Source organism: Dactylosporangium sp. McL0621 (assembly GCF_049995355.1).
GTDB lineage: Bacteria > Actinomycetota > Actinomycetes > Mycobacteriales > Micromonosporaceae > Dactylosporangium.
The window spans coordinates 8,622,107-8,637,076 of record NZ_CP188259.1 but is presented as its reverse complement, the minus strand read 5'-3'; the positions used below and the strand labels follow the sequence as shown (position 1 = coordinate 8,637,076).

Here is a 14,970-nt window from a genome sequence, read left to right as displayed (position 1 = left end):
GTTTGGCCGGACGCGCCCAGGGGCATCAATGAGTCGACCAAGAAAACGAGCTTTTCGAGGAGGAGCAGTGACTGTCACCGGAATCATCACGGCGCTCATCGTCGGTCTGATCGTCGGTGCGCTGGGTCGGCTGGTGGTTCCCGGCCGGCAGAGCATGTCGATCCTGGTCACGATGGTCGTCGGCGTCATCGCCGCGCTGCTGGGCACGGTACTTGCGCACGCCATCGGCATCTCCACCGACACCCCGGGTGTCGACTGGGGCGAGCTGCTGGTCCAGGTCCTGCTCGCGGCGGTCGGTGTGGCGCTGGTCGCCGGCCTGAGCGGCCGCGGTCGCCGGGCTCTGTAACCGGTAACGCCGCAGTACCACCTCACGATCCCCGGCCCGTGCGGGCCGGGGATCGTTGTGTCTGCGTACAGTTCCGGGCTATGGCCGCCGTCCCCGCGCACCCCGTCCCGATCGAGCTCGGGGACCTGGTGCTGCGCGCACCCCTCGACGCCGACGCGCCCGCGGTCGCCGCGGCGTTCGCCGACCCGCCGCTGCAGCAGTGGAGCCCGCCGCCCGCCGGCACCGACGTGTACGCCTGGATCCGCGACCGCGCCGACTGGTCGAGCGGCGCGCGGGTCGGCTGGGTGGTCGCCGCGGCGGACGGCGGGCCGGTGCTCGGCTCGGTCTCGGTGCGGGTCGACGCCACGCTGGACCACGGCATGATCGGCTACTGGACGGTGCCGGACGCCCGCGGGCGGGGCATCGCCACGCGGTCGGTGCGGGCCGCGGCCCGGTTCGCGTTCGACGTGGTGGGGCTGCACCGCATCGAGCTGTGCCACGCGGTGGACAACCCAGGCTCGTGCCGCGTGGCCGAGGGCGCCGGATTCCCCCTCGAGGGCATTCTCCGGGAGTCGTACCCGTACGGCGACGGCCGGCGCCACGACGAACACCTGCACGCGAAGCTGCGCACCGACCCCGACTGAGTCAGTGCAGCGGCGGGAGGGACTGCTTTGTGTGCAGTACACCCGCAAACAAATCGCCGTGGGTGGACAGTCGTGCACCGATCGAGCGAATGGTGAACGCGTCCGGGCGCAGCGCGGGATCGTCGAGCTCGTCCCAGGCGATCGGCGCGGAGACCGGCGCGCCCGGGGCGGGCCGCGGGCTGTACGGGGCCACGAGCGTCTTGTTCACCGCGTTCTGCGTGAAGTCGAGCCGCGCCCGCCCGCCCCGTTCGGCCTTCTCCCAGGCCCAGCTCACGAGCTCGGGCACCACCGCGCCGATCGAGCGCGACAGCCCCTCGACCCAGGCCCGCGTCTCGGCGAACCCGGGCCCGCGCTCGACCGGCACCCAGATCTGGATGCCGCGCCGTCCGGTGACCTTCGCGTACGCGGCGACCCCGAGGTGCTCGAACGCGGTGCGGTGCAGCCGGGCCAGCACGAGCAGATCCTCCCAGGCCGTGCCGGGGCCGGGGTCGAGGTCGACGAGGGCGTACGTCGGGGTGCCCGGACGGTCCACCTTGGACGTCCACGGGTGCCACTCGAGGCCGCCGTGGTTGGCCGCCCACACCAGCGCCGCGGCCTCGTCGGCGACCAGGTACTCGGTACCGGACTCCGGCTCCCGCCACCGCGGCAGCCATTCCGGCGCGTGCGACGGCAGCGCCTTGTGCCAGAAGCCCTTCGAGTCCGAACCGTTCGGGAATCGATGCAGGTTGAGTGCCCGTCCGGCGAGATAGGGCACCACGGTCGGCGCGATCTGCGCCGTGTACCGCAGGAACTCCCGCTTCGTCACGGCCTCCTCGCCGCCGCGCCCCGGGAACAGCACCTTGCCCAGGTTGGTGACGCGCAGCCGGCGCCCGAAGAGCTCCCAGGTGCCGTTGTCGCCGATCGCGTCGAGCGCGGCGAGCTCCTCCGCATCGCCCTTGAGCGCGACCGCGGCCCGCTCGGCGGGCAGGTCCGAGTGCCACTCCCACTCGGGGTCGGCCCGCACCTCGTCGCTGGTGCGTCCACTGAGGACAGATTGTGGATACGCGGCCGGGTCCCACCCGTCGGCGGCGTGCTCGTCGCGCTTCTTGAGCAGCAGCCACTCGTCGCCGCGGGTCCGTACGACGACGAACCGCCCGCGCAGCTTCTCCCCGTGCAGCTCGATGTGCAGCTCCCCGGCCCGCAGCGCGGCCGCGGGGTCCGGGTCCTTGTACGGCACCCAGTCCCCGGCGTCCCACACGATGACGTCCCCACCGCCGTACGTGCCGGCCGGGATCACGCCCTCGAACGCGACGTACTCCATGGGGTGGTCGCCGACCTTGAACGCCGCCCGGCGCACCTTCGGGTCGAGCGTCGGCCCCTTCGGCACCGCCCAGCTGACGAGCGCCCCGTCGACCTCGAGCCGGAAGTCGTAGTGGAGCCGCCGGGCCCGGTGCAGCTGCACCACGAACCGCAATTCGGACACCCCTCCAGTGTCGCGCGCCATAAGCGTTTCGCGATACGGATAGTCGACGCATAACGGATATTACGGGGGTACTGTCAGGCAACGTCGCCGGCGAACTGCGCGCCCTCGCCCTGACGGGCAAGGTGCGCGGGAAGGCCCCGCTGCCGGGCGCGAATGCGGGCGACAACACCGGCGCCGCGAACGGCCTGGTCCTGACGACGACGGGCTCCGACTGCACGTACACCTGCGCGGTCTCGACGATCCAGGCCCGCTCGACGACAACGGGCGCCCCGACCTGGTTGCACGACATCGAAGGTGAGGCCGGCTTCGGCCGCCCGACCCTGACGGCGGACCGCGTGCTCTGGCCCACCACCACTGCCGGCCCTCGCGGCGAAGGACGGCCACCGCCTGAGCGAGACGATGCTGGGCCGGGGCCTCCCCGGCCCGCTGACGGTCGCCGCGGGCGGGGTCTTCGCCGTGCACGACTACTCCGGCATCGTCGCCCTGCGCACCTGACCCGCGCTCACGCCGGCGTCGAGCGGCGGCCCGTCTCCGCGCGCACGGGGCTCGCCCGGCTGCTTTTGATCAGGGCCTGCAGGCACACCGCGGCCGTCGGGGACAGGTCCGTGGCGGCCAGGTCGTCGGCCAGGATGCCCGCGTCGCCGAGGTCGTGGCGACCCGCGAGGACCGTGAGCTCCACGTGCGGGGCGCGGCCCGTCACGTCGGGCAGGGTGCCGTGCCAGTGGTGGTGCAGGCGTTCGGCGTACTCGATGCCGGCCTCCTCGGCCAGGGCCCGCCGCGCGGCCTCCTCCGCCAGGCCGCGGCGTGCGAAGGCGTTGTCGCCGGGGTCGACGGGCTGGACGGCCGCGACCGGCGGCGCCCACTGGCCCGGCTCGAAGGCGGTGCTGGGGGAGCGGCGGCGCAGCAGCACCGCGCCCGCCGGGTCGACCAGCAGGGCCATCGCCAGCCGCAGCGGCGGGGCGGCCGGGTCGGGCGCCGGCCGGTGGCCCAGGCCCGTGAGGACGCGGTGGCGCAGGATCGCGTGCTGGCCGCGGCAGCGTGACGGCGGGCCCTCGGGCGGTACGACGACGGTGCCCGGGCCGACGAGCTCGCCGGGCCGGAACTGATCACGGGTCAGGTCGAGCTCGGTGCCGTCGGGGAGGCGGTTCCAGTAGTGGTGGCCGGCCTGGGCCCCGCCGGCCGTGACCCGGCCGAGGAGCAGGTCGCCGCCGAGGACCTCGCGCACGACCAGCGCGGTCGCGCCGCACTGCCCGCGGGACGGGTTGCCGGGGTGCCAGTCGGCGAGGTCGGACGGGTCGCATGTCTCGGGACCCCAGGAGCGCAGCAGGAGGGGGAGCAACATGGCCGCATCATGCCGGAGGGGTACGACAAAAACGCATCGCCGCTGGTCAACACCCCTGGCAACGCGATAAGTCGCCGGCCAGGGTATAAATCCGAAATGTCCGTCACGGAGTGTCGGACATTTCGGCAGCCTAAGTGGTTTAATGAGTTGCCTAAGGGCTTTAGGGAGTCGTACCGTCGACCCTGTGCAACCAGTAACCGAACCCGGCCTCCGCGCCGCCTTCGTCAACTGTTCCAAGGGCGAGGCGCAGCGCGCCCACGTCCCGCGCGACCTCGCCGAGCGGCCGTGGGACGACCTCGACTTCCTGGGCTGGCGCGACCCGGGCACCCTCGACCGTTCCTACCTCGCGGCCGAGCACGGCGGGCGCCTGATCGCGTTGTCGCTGCGGGTGGCCCAGCAGCAGCGGCGGTTCATGTCGCGCAACATGTGCTCGCTGTGCCTCACCGTGCACCCCGGCAACGGCGTGTCGCTCATGACCGGGCGCCGCACGGGCAAGGCCGGGCGCAACGGCGACTCGGTCGGCGTGTACCTGTGCTCCGACCTCGGCTGCTCGCTGTACGTCCGCGGGCTGCGCAAGCCGAACATCGGCGGCCGGCTGGACGAGACGCTCACCGTCGCCGAGCAGGTCGACCGGCTCAACGGCAAGCTCGCGGCCTTCCTGAACCGGATCGCCGAGGCGGCTGAGTAGATCCACAGGTTTCCTCAGCCTGGTCACAACGGGCGGGGGGAGCCTGAACGGTATGGCGATCGGGGAAGCATCGAACATCGTGCGCTGGTACGCGTACGCGGGCTGCCTGGCGGTCGTGCCCTTCGTCGTGGCCGGATTCCGGCTGCCCTGGTACGGCACGGCTGTGGTGCTCGGCGCGGCGCTGGCCGCGTGGGCACTGCTGCTGACCCTGGTCCGGCCCACCGCGGCGGCGGTTCCGCTGCCGGCGGTGTGGGTCGCGGCCGGGCTGCTCACGGTGTACGGCACGGGCGCGCTCCTGCTCCACGGCACGGTGAGCGCGGGGGCGGTCGCGGCCGGCGGCTACGGCTGGGCCCTGCTGGTCGCGGCGCTGTCGCACCAGCGCCGCCTCCGGGCCGCGACCCGCACGACGGCGGCCCGCGGCATGGCGACCCGCGCGAGCGCGTGAGGCGTCAACCGGTCAGGACCGGTACAAGGCAACGGTGCGCGACGCCGCCTCGGCGAGCATCGCGCGCAGCTCGGCCGGCGCCAGCACCTCGGCGTCGGGGCCGAGCGCGAGCATCTGGGTGTACGCGACCGCGACCGACTCGACCGGAAGCTCGACGGTGACCCAGCCGTCGGCGTCCGGCGGGCCGGCGCCGTCGGACGCGTCCCGGTACGCGACCGCCTCCACCGCGAACCGCAGCATCCGCCGGCCGTGCGGGCTCAGCCGCAGCGTCACCGTCGCGGTCAGTACGCCCCGCTCGAACTCGGCCGCGCGCTCGGCCCAGAACGCGGGCAGGTCGAACGCGTCGTCGCGGCCGAAGTGCTCGTCGGTGACGGTGGCGGACCGGATCCGGTCCACGCGGTAGGTGCGCGGGGTGGCATCGGCGCGGCCCACGAGGTACCAGACCCCGTTCTTGAGGACGAGCCCGAGCGGCGCCACGGTGCGGGTCACCTCGCCCTTGCGCCCGGCGTAGGTGAGCGCGACGACGCGGTCCTCCCAGACGGCCCGGGCGAGCCCGGCCAGCCCGGGCGGCGGCTCGGCGTCGCGGAACCAGCCGGGCGCGTCGAGGTGGAAGCGCTGCCGGGCGCGGGCCGAGGCCTCCCGCAGCGGGTCGGGCAGCGCCGCGGCGACCTTCAGCTGCGCCGTCGTGAGCGCCTCGCCGAGCCCCATGTCGCGGGCCGGGCCCGGCAGCCCGGACAGGAACAGCGCCTCGGCCTCGGCGCGGCTGAGGCCGTTGAGCCGGGTGCGGTACCCGTCCAGCAGCCGGTACCCGCCCGCCCGGCCCTGCTCGGCGTAGACGGGCACGCCCGCGGCCGACAGGGCCAGGATGTCGCGGTAGATCGTGCGCTCGGAGACCTCGAGCTGCCCGGCGAGCTCGGCCGCCGTGCGCGGGCCGCCGGACTGCAGCAGCAGCACCAGCGAGATGAGCCGGGAGACGCGCACCGGCTAACGGTAGTCCTCGGGCCGGGTGAAGCCGCCCTGCTCGTACCGCCAGAAGTCGGGCGCGCTGCCGTCGGCGTCGGTCAGGCCGTACTCCCGGGCCAGGTCGGCGCTGGACAGCGACGCCCCGTTGAAGCGCGCCTTCTGCGGGTCGAAGGCCAGCGCCGCGACGCCGCGCCCGACGTACACCGGCGACTCCGACATCGCGAAGTGCTCGTCCTTGGCGATGCCGTCGCGCCAGGCCGGCTCGGTGACGCCGAAGTGCTCGAGCATGAGCTCGGAGCGCAGGAAGCCGGGCGTGACCGACACCGCGGTGCCGCCGACCGGCTTCAGCTCCTCCGACAGCGCGAACGCCATCCGGTTCACCGAGGCCTTGGCCAGGTCGTAGAAGAAGGAGACACGGTACCGCCGGTGGTTGTACTCGGCCGTGCCGTCGGTCATCTCCACGACCAGCCCGCCCGGGTGGCGCACGAGCAGCGGCAGCGCGGCGTGGCTGGTGATGATGTGGGTGTCGACGGCCAGGCGCAGCAGCCGCTGCCCGCGCTCGAGGTCGTCCTCCCACAGCTTCTTGTCCCACGCGAACATGCCCTCGGCGCCCCAGATGTCGTTGACGAGCACGTCGAGCCGGCCGTGCTCGGCGTCGATGCGCGCCACGACGGCGCGGACCTGGGCGGGGTCGAGGTGGTCGGCGGGGATCGCGATGCCGGTGCCGCCCGCGGCGGTGACGAGGTCGGCGGTGTCCTCGATCGTCTCCGGCCGCCCGTACTCCGACTGCCGGGCGCGCGTGGTGCGCCCGGTGCAGTAGACGGTGGCGCCGAGCGCGCCGAGCTGGACGGCGATCTGCCGCCCGGCGCCGCGGGTGGCCCCGGCGACGAGTGCGATGCGGTTCGTGGTCATGCCCTCAACGTCGCAGAAAACCCTGACAAGGTACGTCGGGTTTTCTGCGACACTTCCAACTCGTGCTGACCGTCACCTCCGCGGCCGATGCCGCGCCCGCGCTGCCCTGGCTCCTGCGCGACCCGGTGCGCAACACCGTGCCGGGTGCCGTCCTGTCCGGTGGACCGCTGCCGGCGGCGACCCGGCTGCTGCTGGCCCGCGACGGCGGCGGCGACGTGCACGGCGTCGCGTTCCTGGCGCCCGGCCGCGCCTGGTTCGTGGCCTCCGGCTCGCCCGCCGGGGCGGCCGCGATCGGCGCGCACCTGCGCGATGCCGGCCCGCTGCGGGCCGACGGGCTCGACGAGGACGTGGAAGCATTTCGCTGCGGCGGTACCGTCGTGACGCGCACCCGCCTGTACGCGCTCGGCGAGCTGGTCCCGCCCCGCGGGGTGCCCGGCGAGCTGTCGCCCGTGACCGCGGCGGATCGCGACATCGCCGTCGCCTGGGTGCGCGAGTTCGGCGAGGAGACCGGCACCGGCGGCGAGGGCGCCGAGGCCGCCGTCGACAAGCGGCTCGCGGTGCCGGGCCGGTGCTGGTTCTGGCGCGTCGGCGGCGAGCCGGTGTCGTTCCTGTGGCTGACCGTGCCGTTCGGCGGGGTGGTGCGACTGAGCGCCGTGTGCACCCCGCGGGAGCTGCGCGGGCGCGGATACGCCTCCGCGTGCGTCGCCGCCGCCTCCGCGCACGCCCTGGCCGGCGGCGCGCGGCGGTGCGTGCTCTACACCGACCTGACCAACCCGCTGTCGAACCGCATCTACACGCGGCTGGGCTACGAGCCGGTGGCCGACGGCGGCATCCGCTCGTTCGAGTGAGCAGGCTATATTTGCGCACATGGATCTGCTCCGGCGGCGGTTGCGCGAGGCCGGGATGCCGGTCGCGGCCGTGACCGCGACGACCGGCGGGGTCGTCGCGCGCGGGGGCGTGGTCCGGTTCGCGGACGGCTCGTCGCTGTTCGCCAAGACCCTGCCCGACCCGGTGCCCGGCCTGTTCGAGACCGAGGCCGACGGCCTGCGGGCGCTGCGGGATCTGGGCGGTGCGACGGTGCCCGACGTGTACGCGGTCACGCCCGCCCTGCTGATCCTGGCCCGCCTGTTCCCGCGCCCGGCCGCGGACGCGTTCTGGGAGCGCCTCGGCCGGATGCTGGCCGCGCTGCACCTGTCCACCCGCGACGCCGCCGCGGGCCGGTTCGGCTGGCACCGCGACGGCTTCCTGGGCCGGATGCGCCAGGAGAACGGCTGGGACGTCGACGGGCACCGCTTCTTCGCCGAGCGCCGCGTGCTGCGCTGGCTGGCCGAGCCGGAGGTGGAGGCCGCGCTGAGCCCCGCCGACCGGGCCGCCGTGGAGCGCTGCTGCGCCGCCCTGCCCGAGCTCGTCCCGGTGTCGGCGCCGGTGCTGACCCACGGCGACCTGTGGACCGAGAACGTGCTGGCCACCGCCGACGGGGCCCCGGCGGTCATCGATCCTGCCGTATCCTTCGGATGGGCCGAGAACGACCTGGCGATGCTGTGGTGCTCGCCGCGGCCGCCGGAGTCGGGGCGGTGCTTCGACGCCTACGAGGAGCTCGCCCCGCCCCCGCCCGGCTGGCGCGACCGCATGCGCCTGCTGTACGTCCGCGAGCTGCTGAGCACCATCGCCCACGGCGACGACACCTGGGGCGCCGCGGCGATGCTGCGCGAAATCACCGCACCGTTCCGGACCTCGCTCCGCTAGCGTGCCGCCATGGCCTACCGCGACCCGAAGGCGTGGCCCTCGCGGCCGGCCTGACCGTCCGCGGCCTGCAGGAGCCGCTGTGGCCCCGGCTGGACGGCCACGGCGGCCCGGCCGCCCAGGCCCTCTGCCCCCGGGCCGCGGCCGACGCCTACACGTCGACCCCGGCCGCCGTGGTCGGCGAGTTCGCCCGCTGAACCGGCGTCCCGTGACCGCTACTCCGCGGCGGCCGGCCGTCCCCCGAAGCGCCAGGGCCGGACGGAGACCTCCCGCGCCTCGAACCCGGCCAGCATCATGGCCGCAGCACGGTCATCCGGTGCCTGAACGCAGGCCGCGACTCCGACCGGCCCTCCGTCTCCGACCGCCCGCAGCCGCCCGAGCACGATGAGCCCGTCCTGGTCCCGGTCGATCCCCCCGGCGTCGCCGTCCCCCAGCGCCACCACGAGAAACCGCGGCCCCTCCGGCCCGCGGAAGTCCCACATCGACCGCCCGAGCAGATCCTCGAATCGGTACACCTCCATCGCCGCGTACACGCCGGCCCGCCAGTTCGGCTCCAGCTCCCCGAACTCGCGCGCCGCCGCGTCCGAGGGCAGGTCGACGACGTGCAGGCTCCCCGTGGCGGTCTCGCCGTCGACGGTCAGCGTCGGCCCCCGCGCGTGCAGCCGCCCCGCGAAGCCGTCCATGTACGCCCAGTGCGCCTCGGTCAGCTCGCCCCGCAGCGCGGCGGAGCCGGGCCGGTCGATGCAGTACACGAAGTAGAACATGGCCTCCAAGGCTAAGCTCGACGTTGATGGAACGGAGCCCCGCCCAGCCCGCGATCGTCATCGACCTCGACGACGATGCGGGCGCGGCCGGGCGCGGCACCCCCGCCCCGGCCGCGGCGCGCCCGGGCCGGCCGGCCATGGGCCGCCGCACGCCCGCGGTCCGGGTCCTGGTCATGCTCGCGCTGGCGCTCGCCGTCGGGCTGCCCCCGGGCGCGACGCCGAGCCTGGTCAGCGCGGGCCGGACGGTCCCGCTCCCCAGCTTCTGCACCGGCACCCCGATCCCCGGGGGCCGGCTGAACATCGTGCAGAACGACACGTTCGTCCTGCTGGACGCGATCACCGGCACCGTCATCAACAGCGGCCGCTGCCCGCACGGGACCGGCACCCGCACCAACGACGGCAACTGAGCCGGCGCCGGTCACCCGCCGGGCCACTCGCCGAGCAGGTGTAGGCGGATCAGGGCGGCGTGCGAGAGCGGCTTGGACAGGTCGGCGACGTCGTCGTTGGTGGTGTAGTCGAGCAGGGCGAGCGGGCCCGCGGTGGCCAGCCGGCGCAGCTGGGCGAGCTCGGCCGACAGGTGGTGGTCGAGGACGTGGCGGTAGGCCGGGAGGTAGATGCGCCGCCGGGCGGTTTCGTAGTCCAGCAGGCCGGAGCCGTCGAGGCCGGCGCGGTGGCCGAGGACGCGGCCGTAGCGGCGGTCGGTGCGTTTGAGGCCGGTCATGCGGGTCGCCTGCAGCAGGGTGCGGTCCACGCCGGTCGACTCGAAGACCTTCAGCGCCTGCCAGATCGCCTCGACGGAGGTGCCGGTCACGCCCGGGCTCAACGGGACCGGGATGCCGCCGTGGGGGTAGAACGGGCTGAACCTGACCCAGGGGTGCGGGCCGCGCGAGGTGACGTCGACGACGGTGGCGGTGGCCGCGGCGGCGGTGCGGCGACCGTGGTGCACGACCCGGATCTGCATACCCGCATCCTGCCCGAGGGGTACGACATTTTCCCGGCGCCGGCCAGCGCGTGGACGGCGGGCAGTTTTCGGTGTGCGTGTGGTGGGTACGCCGTGGACGCGACGAAGGAGGAAGATGTGCCGCAGCACGATATGCGCCTGCAGTTCTCGCTCGAACTGCCCCGTGACGCCGCCCTGGTCCGCGACGCGCGCCGGACCCTCGACGGGGCCCTTGCCGGCGCCGGCGTGACCCAGGAGTGCCGCGACGACATCCGGCTCGCCCTCACCGAGGCGTGCGGAAACGTCGTGTCCCACGCCAGTCTCGCCAGCGATTACCACATCGACGTGTCGGTGGAGGGCGGCGAATGCGTGATCGAGGTCACCGACGACGGGGGCGGGTTCGACCCGGCCCTGGTGCCGGCGGTCGAGCCCGTGGAGCCCGCCGCCGAGCCGGAGGGGCTCAAGGAGAGCGGGCGCGGCCTGCAGGTGCTCGCCGCCGTGGTCGAGCGCCTCGACGTCGTCTCGGTCCAGGACACGGGGACGCTGGTGCGCTTCAGCAAACACCTCGAGTGGGACCCGTCCGGACGGGAGTAATCCGCTGTTCGGACGTATGCTTTGCCCGGAAGTACGGATAGTGCACATACACATGACAGCAGCCACGCCCAGGATGGGGCGTGCGGAGAAGGGGCGGGACGCCGATGCAGGTCACCTCGACGGTCGAGGGGTCGCGCGCCGTGGTCACGGCGAGCGGCGAGCTGGATGTCGCCACCGCCCCGGAGCTGCGCGCCTACCTGCACAAGGTGGTCGACGACGGCGCGACGACGCTGATCGTCGACCTCAGCGACGTCGGGTTCCTCGACTCCACGACGCTCGGCGTGCTCATCAGCGTGCACAAGCGACTCGCGGAGTCCGGCGGCGTCGTCGAGCTCGTCATCCCGCATGCGCGGCTGCTGCGCATCTTCCAGATCACGGGCCTGGACCGGGTGTTCACGATCCACAGCTCACTCACCGGTGCCGCCGCCCAGTAGCCCCCGGGCCGGCCGAACCGGCAGGCCGTAGGCGGCGTTGAGCACCTGCATCGCCGCACCGGCCGCGATCACGTCGCCGCCCAGCGCCGACACGGACACCGACACCGTGAGCCAGTCGGCGCGGGGCACCTCATGACGTACCGCCGAAGCCACCGCATCCACGTAGACCCCGCGGTGGCGCAGCAGGTCGGCGCCGGCCAGCACCACGTGCCCGACGTCGGTGATCTGCAACAGGTTGACCACCCCGACCGCCAGCAGCCGCGCCGCCCGGGGCACGTCCCCGGCGGTGACGGCCGCCTCGTGCAGCACCTCCAGGCAGCCGCGCCGCCCGCACACGCACCGCGGGCCGTCGACCTGCACGACCGTGTGCCCGAACTCGCCCGCGTTCGTGTGCGCCCCGCGATAGGCGGCCCCGCCCAGCCACAGCCCGGCCCCGATGCCGGACTCGACCATGACGAGGACCCCGTCGCGGAAGTCGCGGCCGCGCCGCCAGGCCTCCGCCGTCACGCCCGCGGTCACGTCCTTGTCCAGGTGTACCGGCAGGCCGAGGCGCCGGGCCGCGACCTCCCGCAGCGGCACGTCGTGCCAGTGCCGGAGCCGGTGGGCGTCGCGCACGATCCCGTTGGCGTGGTCGAGCGGCCCCACCATGCCGAGCCCGAGCCCGGCGATGCGCGCCGGGTCGGCGGGCCGGTCCCGCAGTAGCTCCGCGCGCGCGGAGTCCACGGCGTCGAGCAGCTCGCCGGGCGTGAAGTCGTCCGGCAGCGGCGCCTGCGCCCCGGCCACCACCGTGCCGAGCAGGTCGGTGAGGACCAGCCGGACGCGGGTGCGGGCGACGTGCACGCCGATCGCGTACCGGCTCGCGGCCACGATCCGGTAGATGGTCGCCGGCTTGCCGACCCCGCGGCGGCGCACCCCGGCCGGCTCGATCAGCCCGTCGCCGGCCAGCCGGGCCAGCACCTTCGACACGGCCTGCGGGGTGAGACCGGTCGCGGCGGCGATCGAGGCGCGGTCGAACTCGGGCGTCGTGCGGGCGAGGCCGACCACGAGCGCGTCGTTGTAGCCGCGCAGGTAGCCGAGGCCGGCGCCGGGCGTGTCCACGACCACAGTCTATAACGCAACACTGTTGCTAAACTGTCGCGCATGGACGACCTCACCGCGGTGCGCCGCTGGACCGCGCTGACGGCCCTGTCCCTGGGCGGCTTCGGCATCGGCCTGACCGAGTTCGTGGCCATGGGTCTGCTGCCCGACATCTCCCAGGACCTCCTGCCGCGGTTGTACGCCGACTCGCCCGCCCGGGCCGTGGCGCACGGGGGCTGGATGATCACCGCGTACGCGCTCGGCGTTGTCGTCGGCGCGCCCACGATCGCGGCCCTGACCGCGCGGCTGCCCCGCAAGACGCTTGTCGTCGGGCTGCTGGGGCTCTTCACCGCCGGTACCGTCGCATCGGCTCTTGCTCCTGGTTTCGGACTGGTGCTGGTCGCGCGGTTCGTGGCCGCCCTGCCCCACGGCGCCTACTTCGGCGCGGCCGGGCTCGTCGCGGCGGCCATCCTCGGCCCGGGCAGCCAGGCGAAGGGCTTCGCCGCGGTGCTCGGCGGCCTCACCGCCGCGAACGTCTTCGGTGTCCCGCTCATCACGCGGCTGGGCCAGGCCGCAGGGTGGCGGACGGCGTACCTCGCGATCGCCGCGATGTTCGCCCTGACCCTGGTCTTCGTCGCGCTCACCGTGCCGCACCAGCACGCCGACCCGGCCGGCTCGCCGCGCGCCGAGCTGCGGGCGTTCCGCAAGCCGCAGGTGTGGCTCGTCGCGGTCACCGCGGCCGTGGGCTTCGGCGGGTTCTTCGCCATCGACAGCTACATCGCGCCGGTGACCACGCACGTGTCCGGGCTCGGGACGGGCGCGGTGCCGTGGGTGCTCGTCGCGGTCGGCCTGGGCATGACGGTCGGCAACGCGCTCGGCGGCTGGGCCTCGGACCGCAACCTGCGCCGCAGCCTGCTGACCGGGTTCGTCGTCTTCATCGTGAGCATGGCGGCGTTCGCGGTGCTCGCCCACAACCGGTACACGCTGTTCGCCGGCGCCTTCCTCATCGGCGCGGCCGGGCTGTTCCTCGGCCCGGCGCTGCAGTCGCGGCTCATCGGGGTAGCGCCGGGCGCGCAGCTCATGGGGGCGGCGGTCAACCAGTCGGCGATGAACGTCGCCAACAGTCTCGGCGCGGCCCTGGGCGGGCTGGTGATCGCGGCCGGCTGGGGGTACGTCGCGCCGAGCTGGGTGGGCGTGGGGCTCGGCGTGCTCGGGCTCGGGCTGGCGGTCGTGAGCTTCCGGCTGGAGCGGCGCGTGGCCGTGGAGGAGCCCGAAGCCGTACTTCAGCCGGCTCGGTAGCGGACCCGCTGGGTGGGCCGGAACGGGCCGAGGACCAGGCCCCGGGCCGCGCCGCCGCGCACCGCGAACTGGGTGCCGGCCCGCATCGACACGCCGTAGATGCGCACCGGGCGGCGGACCTCGTACAGCGGCGAGAACGGCGGCTCGAAGTAGCACGTGTCGCCGGCCGCCGGCACGTGGTACCACAGGTCGCCCGTCTGCAGGCACGTGTCGATCTGCGCCTGGATCGCCAGGGTCGCGGCCGGGTTGGGGTCCGTGCGCCACATCTCGTCGAGCGCGAGCCGGGCGTGCGGGTCCTGCTTCCAGCGCGACAGCGTGGCCCGGTCGGTCATGCACCACACGTCGAACCGCGGCCCGGCCAGCAGCGCCGGCATCGCGGCGAGCTGCCCGACCCGGAACCACAGCTCGAGGGCGCGCTTGAGGTTCTGCTCGATGAGCTCGTGCAGGCCCGCGTGGTGGCGCCCGGTGCGCAGCCCGGCCGCGTAGTCCACGGCCGCCGACGCCGCCGCGGTGTCCTGGCGCAGCCGGTTGACGGCGGACTCGTACTGCGGCGGCACCCCGGTCTTCACGAGCGCATGCAGGGCCACCTCGACGTGCTCGCGCACCGGCGCCACCGCGGCCTGCAGCGCCGTCAGGTGCTCGGGCGGACACGTGGCCACCTCCGCCCACGCCGGCAGGGGCGCGGGCAGCACCGTGTGCATCGCGATGTCGTACTCCGGGTTGGCCCGCGCCTGCCGGGCCCGCGACACCCAGTCGCCGACGGCGTGCAGCCAGGCGGCCGCCTGGTCGTAGGTGACGGGCGGCACGTAGCCGGCGGTGCCCGGCCGCGCCGCGTAGTCGGCGTCGAGGAACGTCTCGCCGAGGGTCTGCAGCACGAACGCGTTCCACGCGGCCAGCAGCTGGCTCGTCGCCGCCGGGGGCGCGTTCCACAGGCTCGGCAGCTGTTCGCGCAGCGTGTCGGCGGCGAGGATCTCGTCGTACGCCGCCCGGCCGGCCGCGCGCAGAGCCTCCAGGTAGACCGTGTCCCGCTCGCCGGCCAGCCCCGCGCGAAGGCGCGTCAGGAAACCGGGTAACTGGGGATCGGACACCACCACAAGGTAACGCCCGGTGGCCACCTCAGCTCGCGCGTGCGGAGGGGGCGTCCACCTCCGTGAGCTCGCCCATGTCGACCCCGGCCTGCGACAACAGCTCCGCGACCCGCCCGATCGTCAAAAAGTCGACGGTGTTGTCGCGATGGATCAGCCGGTACCACCGCGAGCCGCTCGGATGCCGCACGACCTCGACGCGCCAGTCGCCGCCGGGCGTCTGCATCGCGCCGATGACCTTCATACCGCGAGG

General features: G+C 74.2%; 20 protein-coding genes. 11 read left to right on the top strand and 9 right to left on the bottom strand.

Annotated features, from left to right (window positions below):
• The first annotated feature begins 67 nt into the window (after positions 1-67).
• Positions 68-346: a GlsB/YeaQ/YmgE family stress response membrane protein gene (locus ACPPVO_RS40915; RefSeq protein ID WP_426503952.1), complete on the top strand. Its 279-nt coding sequence runs from the start codon at positions 68-70 to the stop codon at positions 344-346.
• Between the two features lie 80 nt (positions 347-426).
• The gene (locus tag ACPPVO_RS40910; protein ID WP_426503951.1) at positions 427-969 is read left to right on the top strand and encodes a GNAT family N-acetyltransferase; all 543 of its coding nucleotides are present in this window, start codon (positions 427-429) and stop codon (positions 967-969) included.
• Between the two features lies 1 nt (position 970).
• Here ACPPVO_RS40910 and ACPPVO_RS40905 read toward each other — a convergent pair whose 3' ends face one another.
• Together ACPPVO_RS40905 and ACPPVO_RS40900 are read right to left on the bottom strand one after the other, a co-directional pair.
• Positions 971-2,431: a DNA polymerase ligase N-terminal domain-containing protein gene (locus tag ACPPVO_RS40905; protein ID WP_426503950.1), complete on the bottom strand. Its 1,461-nt coding sequence runs from the start codon at positions 2,429-2,431 to the stop codon at positions 971-973.
• Between the two features lie 502 nt (positions 2,432-2,933).
• On the bottom strand, positions 2,934-3,773 hold the full coding sequence (locus ACPPVO_RS40900; RefSeq protein ID WP_426503949.1) for a YunG family protein: 840 nt from the start codon (positions 3,771-3,773) through the stop codon (positions 2,934-2,936).
• A gap of 184 nt (positions 3,774-3,957) precedes the next feature.
• On the opposite strand from ACPPVO_RS40900, the gene ACPPVO_RS40895 reads away from it, so the two are divergent.
• Positions 3,958-4,461, top strand: coding sequence for an FBP domain-containing protein (locus ACPPVO_RS40895; protein WP_360372189.1), 504 nt, complete (start codon positions 3,958-3,960; stop codon positions 4,459-4,461).
• A gap of 52 nt (positions 4,462-4,513) precedes the next feature.
• The gene (locus ACPPVO_RS40890; RefSeq protein WP_426503948.1) at positions 4,514-4,906 is read left to right on the top strand and encodes a hypothetical protein; all 393 of its coding nucleotides are present in this window, start codon (positions 4,514-4,516) and stop codon (positions 4,904-4,906) included.
• A gap of 12 nt (positions 4,907-4,918) precedes the next feature.
• On the opposite strand, the gene ACPPVO_RS40885 is transcribed toward ACPPVO_RS40890, so the two are convergent.
• Both ACPPVO_RS40885 and ACPPVO_RS40880 read right to left on the bottom strand, forming a co-directional pair.
• The gene (locus tag ACPPVO_RS40885; protein WP_426503947.1) at positions 4,919-5,887 is read right to left on the bottom strand and encodes a helix-turn-helix transcriptional regulator; all 969 of its coding nucleotides are present in this window, start codon (positions 5,885-5,887) and stop codon (positions 4,919-4,921) included.
• Between the two features lie 3 nt (positions 5,888-5,890).
• The gene (locus ACPPVO_RS40880) at positions 5,891-6,781 is read right to left on the bottom strand and encodes an SDR family oxidoreductase (RefSeq protein ID WP_426503946.1); all 891 of its coding nucleotides are present in this window, start codon (positions 6,779-6,781) and stop codon (positions 5,891-5,893) included.
• A 62-nt stretch (positions 6,782-6,843) separates the two neighbouring features.
• Here ACPPVO_RS40880 and ACPPVO_RS40875 point away from each other — a divergent pair, with 62 nt between their 5' ends.
• From ACPPVO_RS40875 to ACPPVO_RS40865, 3 genes are read left to right on the top strand one after another with little or no spacing between them, the layout of a single operon-like run.
• Complete coding sequence (locus ACPPVO_RS40875; RefSeq protein WP_426503945.1) at positions 6,844-7,629, top strand: GNAT family N-acetyltransferase; 786 nt, start codon at positions 6,844-6,846, stop codon at positions 7,627-7,629.
• A 19-nt stretch (positions 7,630-7,648) separates the two neighbouring features.
• Positions 7,649-8,527 (top strand): fructosamine kinase family protein, encoded by an 879-nt coding sequence (locus ACPPVO_RS40870; protein WP_426503944.1) that lies wholly within the window; start codon positions 7,649-7,651, stop codon positions 8,525-8,527.
• A gap of 32 nt (positions 8,528-8,559) precedes the next feature.
• Positions 8,560-8,721, top strand: coding sequence for a hypothetical protein (locus ACPPVO_RS40865; protein ID WP_426503943.1), 162 nt, complete (start codon positions 8,560-8,562; stop codon positions 8,719-8,721).
• An 18-nt stretch (positions 8,722-8,739) separates the two neighbouring features.
• On the opposite strand, the gene ACPPVO_RS40860 is transcribed toward ACPPVO_RS40865, so the two are convergent.
• Positions 8,740-9,288 carry a YciI family protein gene (locus ACPPVO_RS40860; RefSeq protein WP_426503942.1) on the bottom strand — a complete coding sequence of 183 codons (549 nt, stop codon included), beginning with the start codon at positions 9,286-9,288 and terminating at the stop codon, positions 8,740-8,742.
• A 26-nt stretch (positions 9,289-9,314) separates the two neighbouring features.
• On the opposite strand from ACPPVO_RS40860, the gene ACPPVO_RS40855 reads away from it, so the two are divergent.
• Complete coding sequence (locus ACPPVO_RS40855) at positions 9,315-9,695, top strand: hypothetical protein (RefSeq protein WP_426503941.1); 381 nt, start codon at positions 9,315-9,317, stop codon at positions 9,693-9,695.
• A gap of 11 nt (positions 9,696-9,706) precedes the next feature.
• On the opposite strand, the gene ACPPVO_RS40850 is transcribed toward ACPPVO_RS40855, so the two are convergent.
• The gene (locus tag ACPPVO_RS40850) at positions 9,707-10,249 is read right to left on the bottom strand and encodes a DUF6939 family protein (RefSeq protein WP_426503940.1); all 543 of its coding nucleotides are present in this window, start codon (positions 10,247-10,249) and stop codon (positions 9,707-9,709) included.
• Positions 10,250-10,366: 117 nt separating this feature from the next.
• Between ACPPVO_RS40850 and ACPPVO_RS40845 the strand changes: the two genes are divergently transcribed.
• Both ACPPVO_RS40845 and ACPPVO_RS40840 read left to right on the top strand, forming a co-directional pair.
• Positions 10,367-10,822, top strand: coding sequence for an ATP-binding protein (locus ACPPVO_RS40845; protein ID WP_426503939.1), 456 nt, complete (start codon positions 10,367-10,369; stop codon positions 10,820-10,822).
• Positions 10,823-10,902: 80 nt separating this feature from the next.
• On the top strand, positions 10,903-11,256 hold the full coding sequence (locus tag ACPPVO_RS40840) for an STAS domain-containing protein (protein ID WP_426503937.1): 354 nt from the start codon (positions 10,903-10,905) through the stop codon (positions 11,254-11,256).
• Here the strand turns inward: ACPPVO_RS40840 and ACPPVO_RS40835 are convergent.
• A complete protein-coding gene (locus ACPPVO_RS40835) occupies positions 11,230-12,354 on the bottom strand; it encodes an ROK family protein (protein ID WP_426503936.1) in 1,125 nt (374 codons plus the stop codon). The two genes, ACPPVO_RS40840 and ACPPVO_RS40835, sit on opposite strands and share 27 nt — an antisense overlap.
• Before the next feature lie 42 nt (positions 12,355-12,396).
• On the opposite strand from ACPPVO_RS40835, the gene ACPPVO_RS40830 reads away from it, so the two are divergent.
• Entirely contained in the window at positions 12,397-13,632 is a 1,236-nt protein-coding gene (locus ACPPVO_RS40830; protein WP_426503935.1) for an MFS transporter, read from the top strand.
• Here ACPPVO_RS40830 and ACPPVO_RS40825 read toward each other — a convergent pair.
• The gene (locus ACPPVO_RS40825) at positions 13,617-14,720 is read right to left on the bottom strand and encodes a hypothetical protein (RefSeq protein ID WP_426503934.1); all 1,104 of its coding nucleotides are present in this window, start codon (positions 14,718-14,720) and stop codon (positions 13,617-13,619) included. The two genes, ACPPVO_RS40830 and ACPPVO_RS40825, sit on opposite strands and share 16 nt — an antisense overlap.
• Positions 14,721-14,748: 28 nt before the next feature.
• Positions 14,749-14,961, bottom strand: coding sequence for a hypothetical protein (locus tag ACPPVO_RS40820; RefSeq protein ID WP_426503933.1), 213 nt, complete (start codon positions 14,959-14,961; stop codon positions 14,749-14,751).
• Positions 14,962-14,970: the final 9 nt, after the last annotated feature.